General features: G+C 64.8%; 20 protein-coding genes and 2 pseudogenes. 10 read left to right on the top strand and 12 right to left on the bottom strand.

The window, feature by feature from the left end; all coding sequences use genetic code 11:
- Positions 1 to 387: 387 nt before the first annotated feature.
- Positions 388 to 606: pseudogene (rpsU, locus tag QMG84_RS05875) on the top strand (30S ribosomal protein S21); the annotation flags it as partial.
- 113 nt (positions 607 to 719) lie between these two features.
- The gene (locus QMG84_RS05870; RefSeq protein ID WP_281931123.1) at positions 720 to 1,586 is read left to right on the top strand and encodes a tetratricopeptide repeat protein; all 867 of its coding nucleotides are present in this window, start codon (positions 720 to 722) and stop codon (positions 1,584 to 1,586) included.
- A 348-nt stretch (positions 1,587 to 1,934) separates the two neighbouring features.
- Here the strand turns inward: QMG84_RS05870 and QMG84_RS05865 are convergent, their stop codons facing one another.
- Positions 1,935 to 2,642 carry a TerC family protein gene (locus QMG84_RS05865; protein ID WP_281931121.1) on the bottom strand — a complete coding sequence of 236 codons (708 nt, stop codon included), beginning with the start codon at positions 2,640 to 2,642 and terminating at the stop codon, positions 1,935 to 1,937.
- A 194-nt stretch (positions 2,643 to 2,836) separates the two neighbouring features.
- On the opposite strand from QMG84_RS05865, the gene QMG84_RS05860 reads away from it, so the two are divergent.
- Positions 2,837 to 3,256, top strand: coding sequence for a PRC-barrel domain-containing protein (locus tag QMG84_RS05860; RefSeq protein WP_434085975.1), 420 nt, complete (start codon positions 2,837 to 2,839; stop codon positions 3,254 to 3,256).
- Between the two features lie 73 nt (positions 3,257 to 3,329).
- Here the strand turns inward: QMG84_RS05860 and QMG84_RS05855 are convergent, their stop codons facing one another.
- Genes QMG84_RS05855 through dapF form a run of 3 tightly spaced genes read right to left on the bottom strand, consistent with a single transcriptional unit; the run spans position 3,330 to position 7,142 of the window.
- Positions 3,330 to 5,111: a CocE/NonD family hydrolase gene (locus QMG84_RS05855; protein WP_281931119.1), complete on the bottom strand. Its 1,782-nt coding sequence runs from the start codon at positions 5,109 to 5,111 to the stop codon at positions 3,330 to 3,332.
- On the bottom strand, positions 5,056 to 6,234 hold the full coding sequence (locus QMG84_RS05850; protein ID WP_434085986.1) for a MiaB/RimO family radical SAM methylthiotransferase: 1,179 nt from the start codon (positions 6,232 to 6,234) through the stop codon (positions 5,056 to 5,058). Before QMG84_RS05850 ends, QMG84_RS05855 begins: the two co-directional genes overlap by 56 nt.
- Before the next feature lie 50 nt (positions 6,235 to 6,284).
- Positions 6,285 to 7,142 (bottom strand): diaminopimelate epimerase, encoded by an 858-nt coding sequence (dapF, locus tag QMG84_RS05845; RefSeq protein ID WP_281931924.1) that lies wholly within the window; start codon positions 7,140 to 7,142, stop codon positions 6,285 to 6,287.
- 137 nt (positions 7,143 to 7,279) lie between these two features.
- On the opposite strand from dapF, the gene QMG84_RS05840 reads away from it, so the two are divergent.
- The 3 genes from QMG84_RS05840 to QMG84_RS05830 all read left to right on the top strand — a co-directional run bounded on the left by QMG84_RS05840 (position 7,280) and on the right by QMG84_RS05830 (position 10,076).
- Positions 7,280 to 7,981, top strand: coding sequence for a GyrI-like domain-containing protein (locus QMG84_RS05840; protein WP_281931117.1), 702 nt, complete (start codon positions 7,280 to 7,282; stop codon positions 7,979 to 7,981).
- Between the two features lie 144 nt (positions 7,982 to 8,125).
- Positions 8,126 to 8,446: a copper resistance CopC family protein gene (locus QMG84_RS05835; protein WP_281931115.1), complete on the top strand. Its 321-nt coding sequence runs from the start codon at positions 8,126 to 8,128 to the stop codon at positions 8,444 to 8,446.
- Position 8,447: 1 nt separating this feature from the next.
- A complete protein-coding gene (locus QMG84_RS05830) occupies positions 8,448 to 10,076 on the top strand; it encodes a copper resistance D family protein (protein WP_281931113.1) in 1,629 nt (542 codons plus the stop codon).
- A 124-nt stretch (positions 10,077 to 10,200) separates the two neighbouring features.
- On the opposite strand, the gene QMG84_RS05825 is transcribed toward QMG84_RS05830, so the two are convergent.
- Complete coding sequence (locus tag QMG84_RS05825; protein ID WP_202073881.1) at positions 10,201 to 10,422, bottom strand: helix-turn-helix domain-containing protein; 222 nt, start codon at positions 10,420 to 10,422, stop codon at positions 10,201 to 10,203.
- Positions 10,422 to 10,997 carry a DUF2975 domain-containing protein gene (locus QMG84_RS05820; protein ID WP_202073880.1) on the bottom strand — a complete coding sequence of 192 codons (576 nt, stop codon included), beginning with the start codon at positions 10,995 to 10,997 and terminating at the stop codon, positions 10,422 to 10,424. Before QMG84_RS05820 ends, QMG84_RS05825 begins: the two co-directional genes overlap by 1 nt.
- A 241-nt stretch (positions 10,998 to 11,238) precedes the next feature.
- Between QMG84_RS05820 and QMG84_RS05815 the strand changes: the two genes are divergently transcribed.
- Positions 11,239 to 11,868, top strand: coding sequence for a hypothetical protein (locus QMG84_RS05815; protein WP_281931112.1), 630 nt, complete (start codon positions 11,239 to 11,241; stop codon positions 11,866 to 11,868).
- A 135-nt stretch (positions 11,869 to 12,003) separates the two neighbouring features.
- Positions 12,004 to 12,723 (top strand): outer membrane protein, encoded by a 720-nt coding sequence (locus tag QMG84_RS05810; protein WP_281931110.1) that lies wholly within the window; start codon positions 12,004 to 12,006, stop codon positions 12,721 to 12,723.
- 238 nt (positions 12,724 to 12,961) lie between these two features.
- Here the strand turns inward: QMG84_RS05810 and carA are convergent, their stop codons facing one another.
- The gene (gene carA, locus QMG84_RS05805; RefSeq protein ID WP_281931109.1) at positions 12,962 to 14,152 is read right to left on the bottom strand and encodes a glutamine-hydrolyzing carbamoyl-phosphate synthase small subunit; all 1,191 of its coding nucleotides are present in this window, start codon (positions 14,150 to 14,152) and stop codon (positions 12,962 to 12,964) included.
- Between the two features lie 239 nt (positions 14,153 to 14,391).
- On the opposite strand from carA, the gene QMG84_RS05800 reads away from it, so the two are divergent.
- Positions 14,392 to 14,841 carry a GatB/YqeY domain-containing protein gene (locus tag QMG84_RS05800; protein WP_281931107.1) on the top strand — a complete coding sequence of 150 codons (450 nt, stop codon included), beginning with the start codon at positions 14,392 to 14,394 and terminating at the stop codon, positions 14,839 to 14,841.
- 422 nt (positions 14,842 to 15,263) lie between these two features.
- On the opposite strand, the pseudogene QMG84_RS05795 reads toward QMG84_RS05800, so the two are convergent.
- From QMG84_RS05795 to QMG84_RS05785, 3 genes and pseudogenes are all read right to left on the bottom strand, one after another.
- Positions 15,264 to 15,338, bottom strand: a pseudogene (locus tag QMG84_RS05795) (hypothetical protein); the annotation flags it as partial.
- A 65-nt stretch (positions 15,339 to 15,403) separates the two neighbouring features.
- Positions 15,404 to 16,087: a helix-turn-helix domain-containing protein gene (locus tag QMG84_RS05790; RefSeq protein ID WP_281930871.1), complete on the bottom strand. Its 684-nt coding sequence runs from the start codon at positions 16,085 to 16,087 to the stop codon at positions 15,404 to 15,406.
- A 143-nt stretch (positions 16,088 to 16,230) separates the two neighbouring features.
- Complete coding sequence (locus tag QMG84_RS05785) at positions 16,231 to 17,397, bottom strand: IS4 family transposase (protein ID WP_281927877.1); 1,167 nt, start codon at positions 17,395 to 17,397, stop codon at positions 16,231 to 16,233.
- A gap of 355 nt (positions 17,398 to 17,752) precedes the next feature.
- On the opposite strand from QMG84_RS05785, the gene clpB reads away from it, so the two are divergent.
- Complete coding sequence (clpB, locus tag QMG84_RS05780) at positions 17,753 to 20,380, top strand: ATP-dependent chaperone ClpB (RefSeq protein WP_281931106.1); 2,628 nt, start codon at positions 17,753 to 17,755, stop codon at positions 20,378 to 20,380.
- A gap of 162 nt (positions 20,381 to 20,542) precedes the next feature.
- Here the strand turns inward: clpB and coaA are convergent, their stop codons facing one another.
- Positions 20,543 to 21,505 carry a type I pantothenate kinase gene (coaA, locus tag QMG84_RS05775; RefSeq protein ID WP_281931104.1) on the bottom strand — a complete coding sequence of 321 codons (963 nt, stop codon included), beginning with the start codon at positions 21,503 to 21,505 and terminating at the stop codon, positions 20,543 to 20,545.
- Positions 21,502 to 21,825 (bottom strand): phosphoribosyl-ATP diphosphatase, encoded by a 324-nt coding sequence (locus QMG84_RS05770; protein ID WP_281931103.1) that lies wholly within the window; start codon positions 21,823 to 21,825, stop codon positions 21,502 to 21,504. Before QMG84_RS05770 ends, coaA begins: the two co-directional genes overlap by 4 nt.
- Between the last annotated feature and the right edge of the window lie 136 nt (positions 21,826 to 21,961).

Raw genomic sequence — 21,961 nt, 5'->3', positions numbered from 1 at the left:
GGCTATCGCGGGAGAGGGGGAAGAATTGTGGCCTTCATCAGCAAAGCTGATCGTGAGCGTCCCCTCTCCCGCAAAGCGACGCGAGCGGGAGAAGGTGGCCCTCGCGTCAGCGAGGGTCGGATGAGGGCGGCCCTCACCCGACCCCTGCTCACGCAGGGGCCACCCTCTCCCGCATGCGGGAGAGAGGAGTTCCGCAGCGTTCGTGGCGCGATTTGCCCGAGGCGCTCTAACCGCAATTTTGCTTTTCTCGGGCATGGACAGCGCTCGCCAACTCTGCTATGTCCCCTGCTTACGGGTCAGGCGCTCCGTCAGCGCCCGGAGACCTATTCCCATTTCGGACAGGCTCACGGCAATCCCGCGGGCGGCCCCAACCAGCAGGATGGTTTCGTGCAAGTTCTCGTTCGCGACAACAATGTCGATCAGGCTCTGAAGGCGCTGAAGAAGAAGATGCAGCGCGAAGGCATCTTCCGCGAGATGAAGCTGCGCGGCCACTATGAGAAGCCCTCCGAGAAGCGCGCCCGCGAGAAGGCCGAGGCCGTTCGCCGCGCCCGCAAGCTCGCCCGTAAGAAGCTGCAGCGCGAAGGCCTGCTGCCGGTGAAGGCCAAGGCCACCGGCCGCTGAGCCTGTCGAATTCCTGCCATATCGAGACGCTTTTTTAGCTGCGTCCGGCAGGAATTGGCCAAGTTCCAGATAAGAGACGGTCGAGAGGATTTTCAGGCATGAGCTTCCGCCTCACGGCGACGTCGGTTCGCTTGTGTCCTCTCTCCCGCAGTTTGCTCTTGAGCGGCGCGGCGCTCGCCGCCCTGGCGCTCGCCGGATGCGAGACGGCGACGGGCATTCGTCCGCCGGGGCGCGGCATCGCCGAGATCGCCGACACCGATCCCAAAGCCGCCTCGGTGAATATCGATTCGCTTTCCGAGGTCATCCGGCGCAACCCATCGAGCGCCGAGGCCTATAATACGCGCGGCGTCGCCTATGCCCGCGTCGGTCGTTTCCAGGAGGCGATCGCCGATTTCTCGCAGGCGATCAAGCTCGACCCCAACAACGCCGCCGCCTTCACCAATCGCGCCCTGGCAAACCGGCAAATGGGGCAGAGCGATCTCGCCCGCGCCGATTTCGACCACGCCATCCAGGTCAGCCCGAATCACGCCCCGGCCTATATCGGCCGCGCCAATCTGTTGCGCGCGCAGGGCAATCTCGATCTGGCGCGCTCCGATCTCGACACGGCGATCCGCCTCAACCCCGAAAATGCGCAGGCCTTCCACGCGCGCGGGCTGATCCACCAGAAGAACGGCGACAATGCGCGCGCGGTCACCGATTTCGACAACGCCATCGACCGCGATCCTTTCGCCGCCGCTCCCTATCAGGCGCGCGGCGAGAGCCTTGTCGCCCTGGGCAAATATGACAAGGCGATCGAGGACTTCAACGCCGCCCTGAACGTCGACAACAAGAGCGCGCTCGCCTGGGCCTGGCTCGGCGTCGCCTATGACAAGAGCGGCAATCGCGGCAAGGCGCAGGAAGCCTATCAGCGCGCCCTGCAAATCGATCCGCAGCAGCCGGTCGCCAAGCAGGGCCTGAGGGGCTGAATCGAGGGCGAGCCCTCGGTTTGGCGCCAAGCCTCCGAGGCGGGCCTCGTCCTTCGAGACGAACGTCGCTCGCGCCTTCAGGAAGAGGCCTTATACCATTTCCGTTTAAACAGCTCGCGTTGGGGCGTGTCATTCCCGACGGGCCGAAGGCCCGATCGGGAATCCAGAGCCACGATAAGCCGCCTTTGCTCTGGATTCCCGATCGCTCGCTCAAGCGAGCGTCGGGAATGACGGCGAACCAATCAAACGGATTTCATACTTAAGGTGAGGAGCCCGCGCAGCAGGCGTCTCGAAGCATGCGGGGCGTCATCGCCACTTTGTCAAGCAGTCTGAGGGCGAGCCGGCGGCTCAGCCCTTTTGCTTTTCCTGATCGCGCTTGTCCTCGCGCCATTGCCGATAGGCTTTCACGGCAAAAGCGACGAGAAGCACGAACGCCGCGCCGCCGATCGCCAAAGCCTGTTCGATCGTTGCGTGGTCGGCGCCGTGGAGGCGCTCGATCACGGCCGCATCGGACGCCGCCATTTCGCCGGAGACCCAACCGAGCAAACCTGCGCCCGCCCAGACGAGAACAGGAAAGCGCTCCAGCGCCTTGAGCAAGAAGCCCGCGCCGAACATCACGATCGGCACCGAAAGCGCCAGGCCGAAAACAACGAGATAGGTCGACCCATGCGCGGCGGCGGCGATGGCCAGCACATTGTCGAGCGACATCACGGCGTCGGCCATGATGATGGAGGTCACCGCGCCCATGAGATTGGGCTTCGCCTTGACGTCGCTATGTTCTGTTTCGTCGATCAGTAGTTTTACGGCGACAAAGAGCAGCAGTAGCGAGCCAAAGGCTTTCAGAAACGGAACGCTCATGATCTGCACGACGAGCAACGTGAAGATCACGCGGAGGAGAACGCCGCCGAGCGCGCCGAGAAACACGCCCCAGCGCCTTTGCGTCACCGGCAATTGCCGGCAGGCGAGGGCGATGAGGATCGCATTGTCGCCGGAGAGCAGGATGTTGATCCAGATGATCTCCAGGACTTCCCAGCCGACGGTGATTTCCGAATTCATTTCCTTGTCCTGATTAACGCCGCGTTACAGGCTCGGCTTGCCTTAAACTGTTTTGCCGTCCCGCGATAGCGCGGCGCTCGCGATGAGCCCGCGCGCGACGACGCATTCTTGAACAACGAGCGGAACATTGGCGCCGTCAATTTGTTCTCAAGGCTCAACGAACCAAAGGGTTCGACGGCTTCCAGGAGGCGACGATGGGAATGGCGACACAGGGCAATAATCTCATTTCGAGCGAAAATGTCGAAGGCACGGCCGTCTATGATCCCTCCGGCAACAAGATTGGCCAGATCGACCATCTGATGATCGACAAGGTTTCCGGCGTGATCCGCTACGCGATCATGACCTTTGGCGGGTTTCTCGGGATTGGCGAAGGCGAGCATCCTCTGCCGTGGAAGGCGTTCAAATACGACACCAATCTTGGCGGCTATGTGACCAACGTCACGGCCGACCAGTTGCAGAGCGCGCCGGAATACAGCGAGGAAAGCTGGAAGGATCGCGACTGGGAGTCGCGCCTGCATCAGCATTTCGGCTCGAAACCCTATTGGGAAGAGGCGGGCCCGAGTTCGGGCGTCGGCTCGACGACGCGCGGGACGGACCAGACGGCCGGCTTCTAAGAAACAACCCCAAACACAAGCTCGAAGCGGGGCCGCAATCGCGGCCCCGTTTTTTCGTTTTGGGGGGCCTTCCCTAGATCGCCGGGGTTTCTTGCAAGGTGAGGTAGCTGCCCGCGCCATAGTGCAAGGTATTGCGCGCCAGATAGGGCGGCCCCGGCAAGTCGAAATGCACATAGCCGTTACTGACATTTCTGCGCAGCAGGTCCAGCCGGCTCGCGAGATCCAGCCGCAGCCGATCGCCCGGTCGAAGCTCGGTAGGTCCGGGGGTGAGGCTGAAGGCGAGGTCGACGGGGACGCCCGGCTCGAGAGGCATGGGCGCCGAAGTGTTGTGCACGATCTCGCAGGCAGTGTCGCGCGCGGAATCCCGCAGGCGCCGCGCGGGGCTCATGGCGCCCAGCGAAAGCAAGTGATAGCCGCCGTCCGCCGCGACGCGCCCCACTCGGGCGACGACGTAAGAATCGATTTCATTCGAGCTGAAGGAGAGATGCAGAGACACGGGGCCAGCAAGCCGCGTCGCGCGCTCGATCGGCAATTCGAAGGTGAGGATCTGGTTCGCGACCTCGTCGAAGCCGCCGAGCAACGGTAGGCCCAGGGGCACGGCGGCCCAACGGCTTTCGCCGCCGTTTTCTGGCGGGGTTTCCGTCAGCAGATGGGTGGCTGCATCGGGCCCATTGGGGGCGAGAAAAAAGCGCCGCGCCACTGCGCCCGGCACGGGGAAATCCGCAGCGCCTTCGAAACGCTCCGCTCCTTCCAGCCAGTAGCGCACCGGCGGCTGGCCGGCATAGCCATTGTCGGCGCCATGGAGCACATGGTCGAAGAAGGCGAGCGCTTCATTTTGCCAGGCGTAGACTGGCAACTCATAGCGCGGCGGCGCGAGGATCATCCATTTGCGGTCACGGGGCGTCGCGGCGTTCCGGAAAAGGTCGTAGGCGCCATATTGGTGCAAATTGAAGTAGCCGAGGTTCTGCACCACGACGAAAGGAATGTCGATCCGGCCCAACTCCTTCGAGGGGCCGGGCGCAAGCGTGCTCGTCTCGCGCGACTTCGCGTCGAGCATCCAGTTGGCGTACCATTCGCGGACGGGTTTTGCCGGCGTCTTCGCCATGAAGCTGCGAAAGAGGGCGTCTGCGCGTTTCATCAGAAACGGTTGCCAGAATCGCTTCAACGGCGAGTTCGTGACATGGCTCAAAAGCGCGCGAACGACCGGCGGAACGCGCAGGGAAAACAGCGCCGGCGTGAAATTGGCGCCCATCCAGAGATTGCAGAAAAACAGATTGAAGACGCCGCCGAAGTGCAGCAGGTGGCGGAAATAATCCGTGCAGATTTCATTGCAGAAGAAGGCCTTCAGCGCCTCCGGCCGGCGTACCGCCACCAGAGGCTGCGTCATGCCGTAATAAGACGTGCCGAACATAACGACGCGCCCGTCGCACCAGGGCTGCTCAGCGGCCCAGGCGATGCAGCGTTCAATATCGTCCACATCTTGAGGGTTGAGGAAGACGCCCGCCTCGCCATTGGAGCGCCCCATGCCGCGGCGTGTGGCGACCACTTGCGCATATCCGCGACCGGTGAAGACGGGTGGGCAGCCGATCTCATTGCTGCCGGTGGGAACGCCGGCCGTGTGCAGCTCGCGCGTATAGGCGGCGCATTGGACAATCGCCGGATAGCGGCCGGGCGTGCGTGGGATATAGACGTCCGCCGAGAGCGAGACGCCCGGCTCCACCTCGATGCGCTGGTCGGCGAGCAGGCGGCACCCGAGGCCCTCGGCCGCCTTTCGCGTTGGGCGCCAGCCCGCGAGTTGCTCATGCTCGAGGGGCGGGACCTTCAACGGGATGAGATTGTCCAGCCACTCGCTCATGGTTGTGCTCCAAATTCGCCGCTGAAAAATTGGTTATTGCGCTCAGCGCTTTCCCGTCATGCCCGGTAACGTGCGCATCGATCATTCGGCCCGCTTCTATGCCGGGCGTGCGCGCCAGCGTGAAATCCGCCGCCCGCGCCACGCCGCCGCGCTCGGTCAAGAAACGCAGCGTCTTTCCTTTCTGCGCATCGAGATGACGCACAAGCGCGCTTTCTCCGACCTCGCGCAAGCGCGCCGCCCGTTCCTTCGCGATCTCGCGCGCCACCTGCGGCATGCGCGCCGCCGGCGTGCCGGGGCGCGGTGAGAAGGGAAAGACGTGCAGATGCGTCAATCCGCATTCCTCGGCGAGCGCGAGCGTCTGCGCGAACATCTCTTCGCTTTCCGTCGGAAAGCCGGCAATGAAATCGGCGCCGAAGACGACGTCCGACCTTGCCTTGCGCAACGCGTCGCAGAAACGGATGGCGTCGGCGCGCGAATGGCGGCGCTTCATGCGCTTCAGGATCAGATCGTCGCCCGCCTGTAGGGAAAGATGCAGATGCGGACAAAGGCGCTCTTCCTCGCCCATCGCGACCAAAAGATCGTCGTCCGCTTCAATGCAGTCGATCGACGAGAGGCGTAGACGCGCAAGCTCCGGCAGCTCGCGCAGCAGCCTTCGCACGAGTGCGCCGAGCTTCAACCCATCTGCGTCGTAGCTCGTGAGATCGACGCCGGTGAGCACGATCTCCTGCTTGCCGCTGTCCACGAGCGCGCCCGCTTGCGCGATGATCTCGTCCGGCGGCGCCGAGCGCGCGGCGCCGCGCCCGAGCGGGATGATGCAGAAAGTGCAACTGTGATCGCAGCCGTTCTGCACGGCGAGAAAGCCGCGCGTGCCTTCTTCCGCCGCGCGCGCGCGATTCTCGGGCTGTTCGGCAATGACCCGCGAAACGCCTTCCATCGTCTCGAAGCTCTGCGGATCGATGCGCGCCGCGCAGCCCGCGACGACGATGCGCGCCTCTGGGCGCTCGCGATGCAGGCGGCGGATCGCCTGCCGCGCCTGGCGCGTGGCTTCATTGGTGACGGCGCAGGTATTGACGATCACCGTATCGCTCGCGCTCTGGCGCGCAAGCTCTTCGGAGTCGACCATATTCAGCCGACAGCCGAAGGTGAGAACCTCGACATTCGGCGAGCGCGCGCTCACGCCGCGCCTTCGAACAGCGTCGACGTCAGGCGCGTCTCGAATTCGAATTCGACGGGCCCCGTCATCATCACATGATCGTCGGCGCGCCACTCGATATGTAGGTCGCCGCCGGGCAGCCGCACGCGCGCGCGTCTATCCGTGAGACCGGCGCGCACCGATGCGACCAGAGTCGCGCAAGCGGCCGAGCCGCAGGCCTTGGTCGCGCCCGTGCCGCGCTCCCAGACGCGCAGGAGAATATCATCGCGCGCGACGATCTGCGCGAAGGAGATATTGGCGCGCTCGGGAAAAAGCGGGTGATGTTCGAGCCGCGCGCCGAGGTCTTCGAGCGCAATCGCCGCGGCGTCCACGACGAAAAAAATCGCATGGGGATTACCCATGCTGACGGCCGAGAATTGCGCCGGCGCGCCCGCGACCGGCGGATCGAGCGCAACAGCGCTTGTGTCGGCCGCACGCGCGAGCGGAATCTCGCGCCAGTCGAGCCTCGGGCGGCCCATGTCGACGGTGAAGACGGTCTCGGCCTCGCGCCGCGTCTCCAAGCGGCCGGCCTGGGTTGCGAGCGAGAGCCGCTCCTTGCCTTCCCGCGCCAGCGCATAGGCCACGCAGCGCGTGCCATTGCCGCAGGCCCCCGACAGCGAGCCGTCGATATTGTAGATGCGCATATAGGCGTCGTCGCCCGGCTCGTGCGGGTCGTGCAGCGCCATGAGCTGGTCGAAGCGCAAGCCGGGGGCGGCGGCGATGGCGCGGGCCTCCTGCGGCGCCAGCACATGCGTCAGCCCGCGCAGATCGAGCACGAGGATTTCATTGCCGGCGCCGTTCATGCGCAGGATCGGAAGATTTTCGAGCGGATGGTGCATTGGTTTTTCCATCGGGACGCGCCCGGTATATAGAGACTGCGCCGCTCTAGCGCCACAGTTGCGCCGCCCGACGCCCGTCGTAATTTCGCGCAAGAAGCGGTCATGAGAGACCGCATCTCCAAAAGGACGCTTCGAGGATGGACGAGGAACCCGGTCTGATCGACAGCCTGCGCACCCATTGGCGGGCGCTGGCGATTTTCACGCTGCTCGTCGTGTCCGCCGCCATTCTCGCTGAAAGGCGCTTCTTGCCGGCGGGCTCCGATGAAGACGAGGCGCCCGCCTCGCGCGCCGCGACGGCGCCCGCGACCCCTGAGGCCACCAAGCCCGACGACAAGGCCGAAGCGGCCAAGCCCGCGACCCCCGACCTCGCGCCCGCCGTCATCAGCGAGACCATCGACGTGGATGCGCGTCCGGCGGTCGTGATGAAAGGGCAGGGCAAATGGGAGGACGCCGCCAAGACGCTCGCCGACGCGCTGAAAAAGCTCAGCGGCGCCGTCGCCAAGGCGGGGCTGACGGCCAACGGCCGGCCGATCGCCGTTTTCACCAAGACCGACGATGCGGGGTTTTCCTTCGAGGCCATGGCACCGCTCGCCGCCGCGCCGGAAGGCAAGGCGAAGCTCCCCGAGGGCGTGGAGATCGGCGCGTCTCCCGCCGGCAAAGCGCTCAAATTTCAGCATCGCGGCGCCTATGATGAAATCGACGCCACTTATGAGGCGATCGCCGCCTATCTCGATGAGAAGGGCCTCGACACCAAAGACCTCATCATCGAGGAATACCTGACCGATTTCAAAAGCGACGACGCCAGCGTCGACGTCGACATTTACGTCTTTCTGAAGTGAGGTGCGGCAGGAGAACCCCATCCATCAGCCATTGCTAAGGTCTCGCGGAATAGGATAATCGGCAAGGCTTGAGCCCATCCGGGCGCGGTTTCGCACGGGTCGATTCTCATGAGATATCTTGGATTAATATGCGCCCTGGCTTTCATGCTCGGCGCGAGCGAGACGGCCCTGGCCCACGCCATTGTGCTCTCCTCGACGCCGCGCGCCGACCAGACGGTCAGAAGCGAGGAGCTCGCGATCGAGATCCGCTTCAATAGCCGGATCGACGCAGCGCGCTCGCATATGAAGCTTTTCAAGATCGGCGGCGAGGCTGTCGCGCTCCCCATTCTCGATGCGGCGTCCGCCGACACGCTGAACGCCAAGGCGACGGGACTCGAGCCGGGCGCCTATCGCCTCCATTGGCAGGCGTTGAGCCTCGACGGGCATATCACGCAAGGCGACATTCCCTTCGCCGTGAGCCGCTGACATGCAGCTCTTCATCGAGATCTATGGCTTTCTGAGCGTCGTGCTGCGCGGCGTCATCCTGGCCGCGCAGTCGGTCGCGGTCGGCGGGCTTGCCTTTCTGATGCTGCTCGTCTGGCCGCTGGCCCCGAAGCTCGCGGGCGCGGGCGCGGCGCTGGAACGGCGGGCGTTGCGGCTGATTTTCGTCTCCGCCAGCGGGCTCGCCGCCGCCGAATGGCTCGCCGCCGCCTCGCTCACTGTCATGTTGGTCGGCACGCTCGAGATTCCCGCGCAAGAGGCCGCCGGCGCGCGCGCCGTCGCTGTCGATCTCGTTGCGGGCGTCATCGCCGCTGTCGTCGCCGTCTCCGCCCGGCGCGCGCAGCGCGGCGGCGTCGCGCTTCGTCAGTCGGCGCCCGTGCTCGCCGCGCTGCTCATCGGGGTCCAGGCGGGTTCGACCCATGCCGCGAGCCAGTTCGAGGGGGCGGTGGTCCTCGCTTGCGCCGAATTCCTGCACATGGCCGGCGCCGCGGTGTGGATCGGCGGCATTCCCTATTTTCTGATGGCGCTGACCGATGTCGCCGACCCGACGGCCCGCGCGCGCGTCGCGGCGCGCTTTTCGGCCATGTCCGTGGGCGCGGTGGCGGCGCTGCTCGCAGGCGGCGCGCTGATGGCGGCGTTTTATGTGGGCGCGGCGCCCGCCATGTATGGCACCTCCTATGGAGTCATGCTCAGCGCCAAGATCGTGCTGCTTTTGGGCCTGCTCCTCCTCGGCGGATTGAACTTCCTGGCCGTGCGCAAGCTGAAACAGGAGCCGGCCGGCCCGCTGCTGCGCACACGGCGATTCGCCGAGACGGAGATCGGCGTCGGCCTCACCGTGCTGTTCTGCGCCGCTTCGCTCGCCTCGCTGCCGCCGGCGCGCGACCTGCCGAACGATCGGGCGAGCTTCGCTGAAGTCGTCGACCGCCTCGAGCCGCGCCTGCCGGTGCGGCTGGACAGTCCCGACTTCGAGGCGCTGTCGGCCGCTCTGCCGCCCGAAGCCTTGAAGAATCTGCCGCCTGGCGCCCAGCCGCCGCGCTCGCCGGCCGATATTGCCTGGTCGGAATATAATCACCATTGGGCGGGGCTTTTCGTTATCGCCATGGGCGTGATGGCGCTTCTGGAGCGCGTGAGCCGCCGTCTCGCCCCGGTCATGCGGCATTGGCCGCTCGTTTTCCTGGGCCTCGCTTGCTTTTTGTTCCTACGCGCGGACGAGATGGTCTGGCCGCTCGGGCGCCTGGGGCTCATCGAGAGCCTGCGCGATCCCGAAATCGCCCAGCACCGCCTGCTGACGCTGCTGATTGTGATCTTCGGCCTGTTCGAATGGCAGGTGCGGCAAGGCCGTATCAAGGCCTGGTGGGCTCCTTATGTCTTCCCGGTCAGCACGGCGACGGCGGCGGCTTTTCTCCTCACCCACTCCCACGCGCTCGCCAATCTCAAGGAAGAGACGCTGATCGAAATCACCCATACGCCGCTGGCGCTCGTCGGCGTTGCGGCCGGGTGGTCGCGCTGGCTGGAGTTGCGGCTCGATGGCGGGGCGAAGCGGATGGCGGGCTTTGTGTGGCCGATCGGCTTTATCCTCGCCGGGTTGATGCTGGTGTTTTACCGGGAGGCCTGAGCGGCGGCGGGGGAGGCCGCGGCCTTGCATACTGCCGTCATTGCGAGCGAAGCGAAGCAATCCAGGGCCGCCGCGTGGCTCTGGATTGCTTCGTCGCTGCGCTCCTCGCAATGACGGAGCGGCGTCAATCCTTCGGGGGCTCGTCCGGGCGATATTCGAGTATGTCTCCCGGTTGGCACGCGAGCGCCTCGCAGATTTTCTCCAGCGTATCGAAACGCACGCCCTTCACCTTGCCGGATTTCAGCAGGCTCACATTCTGCTCGGCGATGCCGATCAACTGCGCGAGATCGCGCGAGCGCATCTTACGCTTGGCGAGCATGACGTCGAGATTGACGATGATGGCCATCAGACGATCTGCGCGTTTTCGTCGGCGATGTCGGCCGCGGTTTTCTGGATATGGGCGAGGGCGAGAAGCATCAGGACCAGGATGATGTGGACGATGTCTTCCGATCCAATGAAGATATGTTTGGTCTTCGCCGACGCCGGCAGATGCATCGCCAGCGTATAGATGACGGCCGAACGCTCGACGAAATCGGCGACGATCGCCACCAGTCCCGCAATCCCGATCCGTCGCAGCCAAACGGCGGCTTCAAGAGAAAACACTTCGCCCGCAAGATAGATCGAAAAAAGCCGCCAGATGGAGAAGGTGAGGGCGGCGACGCATAGCCACAATGCAAGGCTCATCGCCAACACGGCGTTCCATTGCGTTGCAGACGCAGCGGAAACGTCGAGTTTGAAGAGCTCCATCGCTCTTGTTTCATAGGGGGCGCGCGTCGCCCATGCGTCGCAAAAAACCCATAGCAGGAGCAGCGCGTAGCTCATGGCGAGCAGCCGGATGGTCTGGCAAAGCCAGCCGATCTTGGCGCGCAAGGTCGAGAGCCGCGGATTGGCCGGCGAAATAAGGGCGATCGTATCGGTCATTGTTTTTTCTCCATGGCCGCGGCGCGGCGGGCCGATTTTTGAAATTCATGACGCGTGGCGGATTGACGCCGAGCCGATAAAGCGGATCTCGCATCGGACAAAGTGACGCGCCGAAAACTCGCGACGCGGCGAAAGAGCATGCCCGCCGCCACGCGGGCAAGCTTTCTCCGCGCGCCAATATTGACGCATAAAAAATTTAATGCAATACATTAAAAAATGATCGTGGAGGATGATTGTTATCATGCGACTCATAGGTTTGATTTTCATCGCCTTTTCCGCCGCTTTGCTCTCGGGGTGTAGCTGGGACGTCCCCATCGCCACCCAATGGAAGCTCCGCGCCTTCGATATGGGGACGGCCGATCTGACGAAGTTGCGCTTCGCTTTGCGAACGCCGGAATGGGCGGCTCCGACGCCGGACAAGACGGTTCTCGTGACGACGCTCGCGTCCGAGGGCGAAAAGGACGGCGAGCGCAACGTCGAGATTCACCTGCATCGCGCCGCCTATGCCAAAGACGCGGAAGACATCGCCAATCTCTCGCAGAAGACCGGCCCGCTCGACGTCTATGAGATCGCGCCGCGCGATCTCGCGACGGCGCAGGCGTTGCAGGCGGAAGCGCGCAAGTTGAAGGCCGAGGGGCGCCACGGTCATAACGGCGTCAAGGTCGACCGCGGGCTCGCCTGCCGCAAGGCGAATGTGCCTGACGGCGCCATTCCCATCGACGTCTTTATTCACCCCGACGACGAGATCGGCTGGCTGCCGCTTCTCGAAAATTACGATGTGCGCGCTCTGCTAAAGACGCCCGAGGATCTGCGCAAATTCGAAGAAGGCGCGCCGCTCTGCGACAAGCACGCCCAACGCGCCTCCCGATGACGACGCGAAAGCCGATCCGCGCGCCCCCGCGATGACAACGCGCTGAGCCAACCGAAAGGACAATCGCCTTCCCCAACGCCGGAGCCCTCGCTCCGGCGGACACAGCCTCTTTGTCTTCAAACTGGAGATCTCTCAATGAAACGCTTGGTTCCCGCTATTCTGGCGCTCGGCGCCGCCAGTGCGGCCGCCGCCGCCGCCGATCTGCCGTATCGCAAAGCAGCCCCGCCCTTCGTTCCGCCTCCGCCGCCTCCGGCGCTCTTGTTCCAGGGGCTTTACGCCGGCGTGCAGGGGGGCTTCCTCGGCTTTGCCGATCGTTCGCGGGATTATCTAGCCGTGAACAACGCTTTGCTGTTCACGAGCAAGACCGGGCATGGCGGGAGCTTCCAGGGCGGCGCGCATGTCGGTTACGATTGGCGCTTCGGCTCCTTTGTCGGCGGTCTCGTCGCCGATGTGACGGGCGCGCGGGCGGTCAATGATGTCTACGATCCGCTCGGGCAATACTCGGTGCGCAATGTGCTCGGCGTTTCCGGCTCGCTCCGCGGGCGCGTCGGCGTCGTCGCCTTCGATCGGCTGCTGGTCTATGCGACAGGCGGTCTCAATGTCGCCGACGTGCGCCACGAGTACAGATCGGTTTTCGGCCTGAGGGCAAATAAGAATTCTGTGCTGGGGTCGCCCACGGTCGGAGTCGGCGCGGAATATGCGATTTCCGACCGCTGGAGCGGGCGGATCGAATATCGCGTCACCGGCCTTGGAACGCCGCGCGAGACGACGCCTGTCGCTTGGGGGTTGAAGACGGCGCATCAGGCGGGCTCGGGCGCCATCACCGCGGGCGTCAGCTATCGCTTCGGCAACTGACGCAAGCCGGACCGCGCGCCTTCGGGCGCGCTGTCCATTCAGCGAGCCTGAAGGCTCGCGGTCCAGAAAGGCCGCCTGACACTCGCTGACGCCCCTCGTGCTTCGAGACGCCTGCTGCGCAGGCTCCTCAGCATGAGGGGCTTCTGCATCAAACACTTAGGCCTCATCCTGAGGAGCGAGCGAAGCTCGCGTCTCGAAGGACGAGGCCGCCTTGCAGTATCAATAAACTAAGGCGGCCTCAGGCCGCCTTCGCCTTTTCCATCATCTCGACGAAGCGCTTGAAGAGATAATGGCTGTCCTGCGGGCCGGGCGAGGCCTCGGGGTGGTGCTGCACCGAGAAAGCCGGGCGGTCGGTGAGGGCGATGCCGCAATTGGAGCCGTCGAACAGCGAGCGGTGCGTCTCGACGGCGTTCGCCGGCAGGCTGTCGCGGTCGACGGCGAAGCCGTGGTTCATCGAGACGATCTCGACCTTCCCGGTGGTGAAGTCCTTCACCGGATGGTTCGCCCCATGATGGCCCTGCGGCATCTTTTGCGTTTTCGCGCCGACGGCCAGCGCCATCATCTGATGGCCCAGGCAAATGCCGAAGACCGGCACTTTCTTGGCGAGCAGATCGCGGATCACGGGCGTCGCGTATTTGCCCGTCTCGGCCGGGTCGCCCGGGCCGTTGGACAGGAAGACGCCATCGGGCTTCAGCGCCAGGATTTCAGCGCTCGTCGCCGTCGCCGGCGCGACGATCACCTCGCAGCCTTCCTCGGCCAGCAGGCGCAGGATGTTGCGCTTCACGCCATAGTCGATGGCGACGACGCGAAACTTCGCCGCGCCGTCGCGCGCGCCATAGCCCGCGCCGAGGCGCCAGGGGGTTTCCTTCCAGTCGTAGCGCTCCTTGGCGCCAACGCTGGGCACAAGGTCCATCCCGTCGATGCCCGGCCAGGCGGCGGCCTTGGCCTTGAGCGCTTCAATGTCGAACTTGCCGTCCGGCGCATAAGCGATGACGGCGTTGGGCATGCCGCGCTCGCGAATGAGCGCCGTGAGCGCGCGCGTGTCGATCCCATAGAGCGCCACAATGCCGCGCGTCGCCAGCCAGTCGGTCAGCGGCGTCTCCGAGCGGAAATTGGAAGGGTCGGTCACCGGCTGACCGAAGATCGCGCCGACGGCGCCCGCGCTGCGGGCGAGGTCGACAGTCTCTATGTCCTCGTCATTGGCGCCGACATTGCCGATATGCGGGAAGGTGAAGGTGACGATCTGCGCGGCGTAGGAGGGGTCGGTGAGGATTTCCTCATAGCCCGTCATCGCCGTGTTGAAGCAGACTTCGCCCACGGCCTCCCCGACGGCGCCGAGGCCATAGCCTTCGATCACTTCGCCGCTCGCGAGCACCAGCACGCCGGTATGCACCGGCTTCGTCCAGCCATTGTCTTGATCGAGGGTCATCTTCCGTCCGTTGCGCTCGGGTGGGGCGAGCCGTTATGACAGCCGCTTCACCGCGCGTCATGCCCGCGCTTGACGCGGGCATCCGTCTGGATGCTTGCTCATGTGCATCGCTTTGCCCCGCGGGCTTTGCAGCCCGGGGCGTGGATGGCCGGGACGAGCCCGGCCATGACGCGAGAAATTCACTTGAGGTGGATGTAATCCATCCGCCCCCGAAATGGAAACCCCCAAGAAAGTCCCCCATGCGCGAGAAGATCAACCAGGACCTCAAGGACGCCATGAAGGCCCGCGACAGCGCCAAGGTCGACGCGCTGCGGCTCATCAATGCGGCGCTGAAGGACAAGGACATCGAGGCGCGCGGCGCGGGCAAGACCCTGACCGAGGACGACGTGCTTGCGCTCCTTCAGAAGATGATCAAGAGCCGGCAGGAGTCGCTCGACATTTACGAAAAGGCCGGCCGCGCGGATCTCGCCGACAAGGAGAAAAGCGAGATCGCGGTGATCTCGAGCTATCTCCCGCAGCAGCTCTCGCAAGAGGAAGTCGCCGAGGCGGTGAAGGCGGCGATCGCCGAGGCTGGGGCGACGTCGATCAAGGATATGGGCAAGGTCGTCGCCGCTCTGAAGGCGAAATATACTGGCCGCATGGATTTCGGGAAGGCGAGCGCTGCGGTGAAGGCGGCGCTGGGGGGCTGAACGACCGGCAACTCTCCTGACAGTTTGGACCGGCAACATCCCTGACAGAATTGCTCCTCTGGTTTGCGCTGCGTTTCCACTGCTGAGCGCAGCCGCGCGCGCGGCGGAGCGAAGCGGTGGAAACGCAGCGCAGGATCAATGACGCCGAGATCGCGGCCGATGAAGCGGACGATATGGCCGCCGTCTTCCAGCTCCGCGAGGCCGACCAGCTCTCCGGCCAGAGCCTCGCCGATGAACACGGTCTCGCCGCGCCATTTGATCGATCCCTCGGAGCGGACCCGGCGGACCTCATGGTCCGCGTCGTACCAGGGCTCGTCGATCCTTTCCGGCAGGAGCCGTCCCGGCCGCGACCAATGACTTGCCGGCGTCGTCTGTTCGAGCGCCTCATGCGGACGCTCCTCGTTGTAGCTGCGCCGGAACGCATCGAAACGCGCCTGCTGCTCCATCCTGTCGCTCGCTGGGGACTTCGCCGTTTCATCCTTCAAGGTGCGATGCATGCGTTCGTGCCGGCCGTTGTGCTGCGGCGCGGCCGGCGGGATGAAACGCGGCTCCACGCCGAGCTTCAAAAGCCAGACCGAAAGCCGCGAAAGTCCACCGGCGCCCGTCGCGCCGAAGGGCGCGCCATTGTCGGAGCGGCCGGCAGGCCGATGTCGCTGAAAATGCGCAATAGCGCGCCCTTGACCCCATCATGCGTCGGCGGCGTGATCCGAACGTCGACGAGGTAGCGGCTCGCCGTGTCGGAAACCGTCAGCGGATCGATGCGTCGGCCATCGCGCGTGCGAAACCAGCCCTTGAAGTCCATCGCCCATTCGCCGTTGGGCGCATCCGAGCCGGCGATGATCTCGCCTCGGCCGACCGGGCGGCGACACCGCGGCTTTGCTGCGATCAGGCCCTCACGCTTCAAGATATCGCCGATGGTCGACGCCGCGGGCCACGCTGTTTCGGGGGCGCCGAGCAAGAGGCGCGCCCTGATCTTCTTTGGCCCAAAGTGCGGAAAGCGGCGGCGCAGATCCAGGATCCTGGCGATTGTCTCGGCCGTCGCCGCCTGCGGCGCACGCAACGGCGCCCGGCTCCGCTCCTCGAACCAGCGCGCCTCGCCGCTCTCGCGCCGGCGTTTCCAAACGTAGAATGTCTCGCGGCTCACGCCGTAAAGCCGGCACAACTCCGACACGGTGAAGACCCCCGTGTCGAAATCCCGAAACAAAGCGATCCGCTCTTCCACCGCCGCGCGCTCCCTGATAGGCATCGCCCGCATCTCCTCTCGAAGACACGAACTTGACTGTCAGGAATGCTCCCGGTCCAATCTGTCAGCTATCTCGCCGGTTCATACCGCTGATACGCCCCCTCCCTGTCCCTCCCCCGTTTCACGATCAGGGCTGTCCGGGGAAATCATAGGGCCGCGAGCTGGAGCTGCAGACTGGAGAAGTCTCGGCCGGGCTTGGGCCTGATTGGCGGCTTGTCGATAAGCGCGATCGGCCGGCGGTCGAAGAGGAAGCGGCCGACGAGCTCGGCGAAACGCAGGGCCGCCATGTCGATCTTGTGGACGCAGGCGGCGATGCGCAGCAGGGTGAAGGCGATCATCGCGGCGAAGAGCTGCAGGCGCACGGCGTTTTCGGCCTCGCCGATGAAGCTCTTGATGTTGAGATGCTGCTTGATCCAACGGAACAGCAGCTCGATTGCCCAGCGGCCCTTGTAGAGCGCGGCGATTTCCGCGGCCGGGCGGCGCATGTCGTTGACGATGAGGACGATGCGGCCTTTGGCCTCGTCTCTTTCCACGGTGATGCGCCGCAGCGGCATGGGCAGCTTGGAATCGCCTTTGCTGGCCAGCGCCACCTCCTCGTCGGCGATCACGGCGAAGCCGTCGCCCCGCGCGCTTTCGGGGTCGAGCGGGCGGGCGGCGATCGCCCGGAAGCGGGCGTTCGCCTTCGGCCGGGTGACGAAGAAAGCGCCTTGCGCGGCGATCTCGGTCCACCAGCGATAGTCGCAATAGCCTTTGTCGAAGACATAAGCGGCGCCCGGCTCGATATCGGTTTTCTTGCCGATCTCTATGTCGTTCACATTGGCGGGCGTGACTTCCGCGCGAAGGGGCCGATTGGCGCGCGGGTCATGGACCACGTGCATTTTGAGGCCGTGAGTGCGGCCGTTGGAGCGGGCGTAATCGAGGAATTTGCTCAAAGGGATGGGCGTCGAATCGATGAGGCGGATCATGTCCGCGCCCTCCCGGCGCGTATGACGGTCGAGCGCGCCGGAGAGCATGGCGAAGAGATCGGCGAAGACGGCGACGGGCCGGCGGGCGTTGGCGTCGGAAAGGGTCGTGCGCGCGAGCCGCCGCGTCCCGAGGTGATAATGCGCGCGCGCGTCGGCGTTGAAGGCGGGAACGAGGGCGCGCAGGCTGGAGACCCCGGCAAGCTGGGCGTAGATGAGCGCGACGAGGTGATCCCAGCTCTTGAAGGATTTGTCGTAGGCGTCGCCGCCATGCCGCTCGACGATCTGCTTGAAGGCGCGCCGATCGACCGGCTTGAGCAGTTGGGCGAATACAGTAGAGTGCACGGGCATGTCCGGTCCTTTTTTCCAGTCTCGACAACCGGAAAATACCCGACAACCGTCGGGAAAACCGGGCATGCGCCCGCGACCTTTCGACTCATTCCCCGGACAGCCCTGCGTTTCAGAGGAGAGGGGCGGATCGCCGCTGATGGACCAGCGTATGCCGGGCCCGCAGCAAATACAATTTTCATAAAGCCGACTTGCCGCCCCCACGTAAAGGCCGCGCTTTCGTGTCGCGCCCTCTTCAACTCCCGCCGACCCTCCCCATATCGCTTTCGAAGGCCGCCGAAAGGGGCCCGAAAAATTCCATGACATGGGGCGCCTCGCTCGAAGAGAGGCTGCGCCCTTCCGGTCGAGAGGGGATCTTATGAATTTCGAGAAATACACCGAACGCGCGCGCGGATTCGTGCAGAGCGCGCAGTCGCTTGCCACGCGCGAGGGGCATCAGCAATTTACGCCCGAGCATATTCTGAAGGTTCTGCTCGACGACGATCAGGGCCTCTCCGCAGGGCTCATCGACCGCGCGGGCGGGCGCTCGCGCGAGGCTTTGGCCAAGACCGAGGCCGCCCTCGCCAAGCTTCCCAAGGTCGCGGGCTCCGGCGCCGGGCAGCTCTACCTCGCGCCGGCGACGGCGCGGCTCTTCGCCAACGCCGAGCAGATCGCGCAAAAGGCGGGCGACTCCTACGTCACCGTCGAGCGCCTGCTGCTGGCGCTGGCGATGGAAAAGGATTCCGAGGCCGCGAAAATTCTCGCGGCCGCCGGCGTGACGCCGCAGACGCTCAACGCCGCGATCGAGGATTTGCGCAAGGGCCGCACCGCCGACACCGCCTCCGCCGAAAACCAATATGACGCGCTGAAAAAATACGCCCGCGACCTGACGGAAGCGGCGCGCGAGGGCAAGCTTGATCCGGTCATCGGCCGCGACGAAGAAATCCGCCGCACCGTGCAGGTGCTCTCCCGCCGCACCAAGAACAACCCCGTGCTGATCGGCGAGCCCGGCGTCGGCAAGACGGCGATCGTCGAGGGGCTGGCGCTGCGCATCGTCAATGGCGACGTGCCGGAATCTCTCGAAGACAAGAAGCTGCTGGCGCTCGACATGGGCGCGCTCATCGCCGGCGCGAAATATCGCGGCGAGTTCGAGGAGCGCCTCAAGGGCGTGCTCAACGAGGTCACGGCGGCCGAGGGCAGTGTGATCCTCTTCATCGACGAGATGCACACGCTGGTCGGCGCCGGCAAGGCGGATGGGGCAATGGACGCCTCCAATCTGCTGAAACCTGCGCTGGCGCGCGGCGAGCTGCATTGCGTCGGCGCAACCACGCTCGATGAGTATCGCAAGCATGTCGAGAAGGATGCGGCGCTGGCCCGTCGCTTCCAGCCCGTCTTCGTCGACGAGCCGACGGTCGAGGATACGATCTCGATCCTGCGCGGCTTGAAAGAAAAATACGAGATGCACCACGGCGTGCGCATCACCGATAGCGCCATCGTCGCGGCGGCGACTTTGTCGAACCGCTACATCACCGACCGCTTCCTGCCCGACAAGGCCATCGACCTTGTGGACGAAGCCTCGTCGCGCCTGCGCATGCAGATCGACTCCAAGCCCGAGGAGCTGGACGAGCTCGACCGCCGCATCATCCAGCTCAAGATCGAGCAGGAGGCCTTGAAGAAGGAGACCGACACGGCCTCGAAGGACCGGCTCGCAAAGCTCGAAGGCGAGCTCGCGGACCTCGAAGAGAAGTCGGCGGCGCTCACTGCGCGCTGGAAGGCGGAGAAGGACAAGCTCGGCAGCGCCCAGAAGCTGAAGGAGCAGCTCGAACACGCGCGCAACGAGCTCGCCCAGGCGCAGCGCCGCGGCGAATATCAGCGCGCCGGCGAGCTGGCCTATGGCCAGATCCCGGACCTGGAGAAAAAGCTCGCGGCGACCGAAGCCAGCGAAGGCAAAGGCGCGCTGATCGAGGAAGCCGTGACGGCGAATGACGTCGCGGCGGTCGTGTCGCGCTGGACCGGCGTGCCGGTCGATAAAATGCTCGAAGGCGAGAAGGAGAAGCTTCTCCATATGGAGGAGGAGCTGGCCAAGCGCGTCGTCGGGCAGCATGAGGCGGTCATTGCGGTCTCGACCGCCGTGCGCCGCGCCCGCGCCGGCCTGCAGGACCCCAACCGTCCGATCGGCAGCTTCATCTTCCTCGGCCCGACCGGCGTCGGCAAAACGGAGCTGACAAAAGCGCTCGCGAGCTTCCTCTTCGACGACGAGACGGCGATGGTGCGTCTCGACATGTCCGAATATATGGAGAAGCACTCGGTCGCCCGCCTCATCGGCGCGCCTCCCGGCTATGTCGGCTATGAGGAAGGCGGCGCGCTGACCGAAGCGGTTCGTCGCCGGCCCTATCAGGTCCTGCTGTTCGACGAGATCGAGAAGGCGCATCCGGATGTGTTCAACGTGCTGCTGCAGGTGCTCGACGATGGGCGCCTGACGGACGGGCAGGGCCGCACGGTCGACTTCAAGAACACGCTGATCATCATGACGTCGAACCTCGGCGCCGAATTTTTGGTGATGCAGCAAGAGGGCGAGGACTCGACGGCCGTCCACGACGAGGTGATGGCGGTCGTGCGGTCACACTTCCGGCCCGAGTTCCTGAACCGCGTCGACGAGATCATCCTGTTCCACCGCCTGCGGCGCGAGGACATGGGCGCGATCGTCGATATCCAGATCAAGCGGCTCCAGAAGCTCCTGGAGGATCGCAAGATCACGCTGCATCTGGACTTGAAGGCGCGCGACTGGCTCGCGGCCAAGGGCTATGACCCCGCCTATGGCGCACGCCCGTTAAAGCGCGTGATGCAGAAGGAGCTGCAGGACGCTTTGGCCGAACGTCTGCTCGCCGGCGACATCATCGACGGCGCGACGGTGGAGATCTCCGCCGACGGCCCGTCGCTCACGATCGACGGCAAGCCGACGCACGGGCCGGCGAAGCCGCTGCTGCGGACCGTGGGGAACGCGTGACGAGAGCGCCCTCATCCGACCCCTGCTGACGCAGGGGCCACCTTCTCCCGCACGCGGGAGAAGGAGAAAGCGGATAATGACCAAATAAGGATACGATCACCCCTTCTCCCGCCAGCGGGAGAAGGTGGCCCTCGCGTCAGCGAGGGTCGGATGAGGGCCACCTCACAACTTCCGCAGCGCCACTTCCTCGATGCGGTGATCGGCGCCCTTTGTGAGGATCAGGCTCGCGCGCGGTCGCGTCGGCGCGATATTCTGGCGCAGGTTTTCGAGATTGATCCGCGTCCAGATGTCTTTCGCGACGCTCACTGTCTCGTCGTCGGAAAGATCGGCGTATTTGCGAAAGTATGACCGCGGGTCGCGGAACGCGGTCTCGCGCAACTGCAGGAAGCGCTCGACATACCAGCGCTCCAGCAGCTCCTCGCTGGCGTCGAGATAGACCGAGAAATCGAAGAAATCCGAGACGAAGGGAATTTCCTTCGGCTGACGCGACGGCCGCGCGGCAAGCACATTCACGCCCTCGACGATGAGAATGTCCGGCCCGTCGAAACAGGCCGACTCGCCCGGGACAACATCATAGGTCAGATGCGAATAAACCGGCGCGCACACTTGGCGCTGGCCGGCCTTCACGGCCGAGAGAAAACGCAGCAGCGCCTTGTTGTCGTAGCTTTCGGGAAAGCCCTTCTTCTCCATCAGCCCTTCGCGTTCGAGCACGGCGTTGGGGAGAAGAAAGCCGTCGGTGGTGATGAGCTCCACTTTTGGCGTGTTCGGCCAGCGCGACAGCAGCGCCTTGAGAATGCGCGCGGTCGTGGATTTGCCGACGGCCACGGAGCCGGCGACGCCGATAATATAGGGAACCTTGCCGTCCTCGGCGCCCAGGAACCGCTGCGTCGCCTTGAAGAGCCCCTGCGTCGCGGCGACGTAAAGGGCCAGCAGGCGCGAGAGCGGCAGATAGATTTCGATGACTTCTTCGAGCGAGATCGGGTCGCCGACCGATTTCAGCCGCGTGAGGTCGTCGAGCGTCAGCGTGAGCGGCGTGTCGGCGCGCAGGCTCGCCCATTCGGAACGCATGAAGCGGCGATAGGGCGAGAGCGCCGCCCCATTCGCCTGCCCGGCGACGTCGATCATTTGCCCGCTCCGCGCGAAGCTTTCTCGGCGAGGCCGGATTGCGCCGTGCGGCGGCCAAGCTCCGCCACCACCTCGTCGAGAGAGACGCCGCGCGCCTCGAGCAGTACGAGTAGATGGTAAAGGACGTCGGCGGCTTCGCTGGTCAGCGCTTTCTTGTCGCCCTCCATGGCGGCGATGACGGCTTCCACCGCCTCCTCGCCGAATTTCTTGGCGATGCGCGGCGGGCCGGCCTCGAAGAGCTGCTTCGTGTAGGAATTCGAGGCGCTGTCGTCGCGGCGTGATTTGATCAGCGCTGCGAGATCATCGAGGGTGAAGGTCATTTCCCCCTCCCCAGCCCTCCCCCGCTTCGCGGGAGAGGGAGCAGACCGTCGCCTTCTTCACCAATGCTGATCGCGAGCGTCCCCTCTCCCGTGAAACGGGGGAGGGACAGGGAGGGGGCGAGTCGAATATCCAAGA

Source organism: Methylocystis iwaonis, assembly GCF_027925385.1.
Classification (GTDB): domain Bacteria; phylum Pseudomonadota; class Alphaproteobacteria; order Rhizobiales; family Beijerinckiaceae; genus Methylocystis; species Methylocystis iwaonis.
Note: the sequence above shows the minus strand (reverse complement) of the source record. Positions and strands in the feature narration are given on the sequence as shown.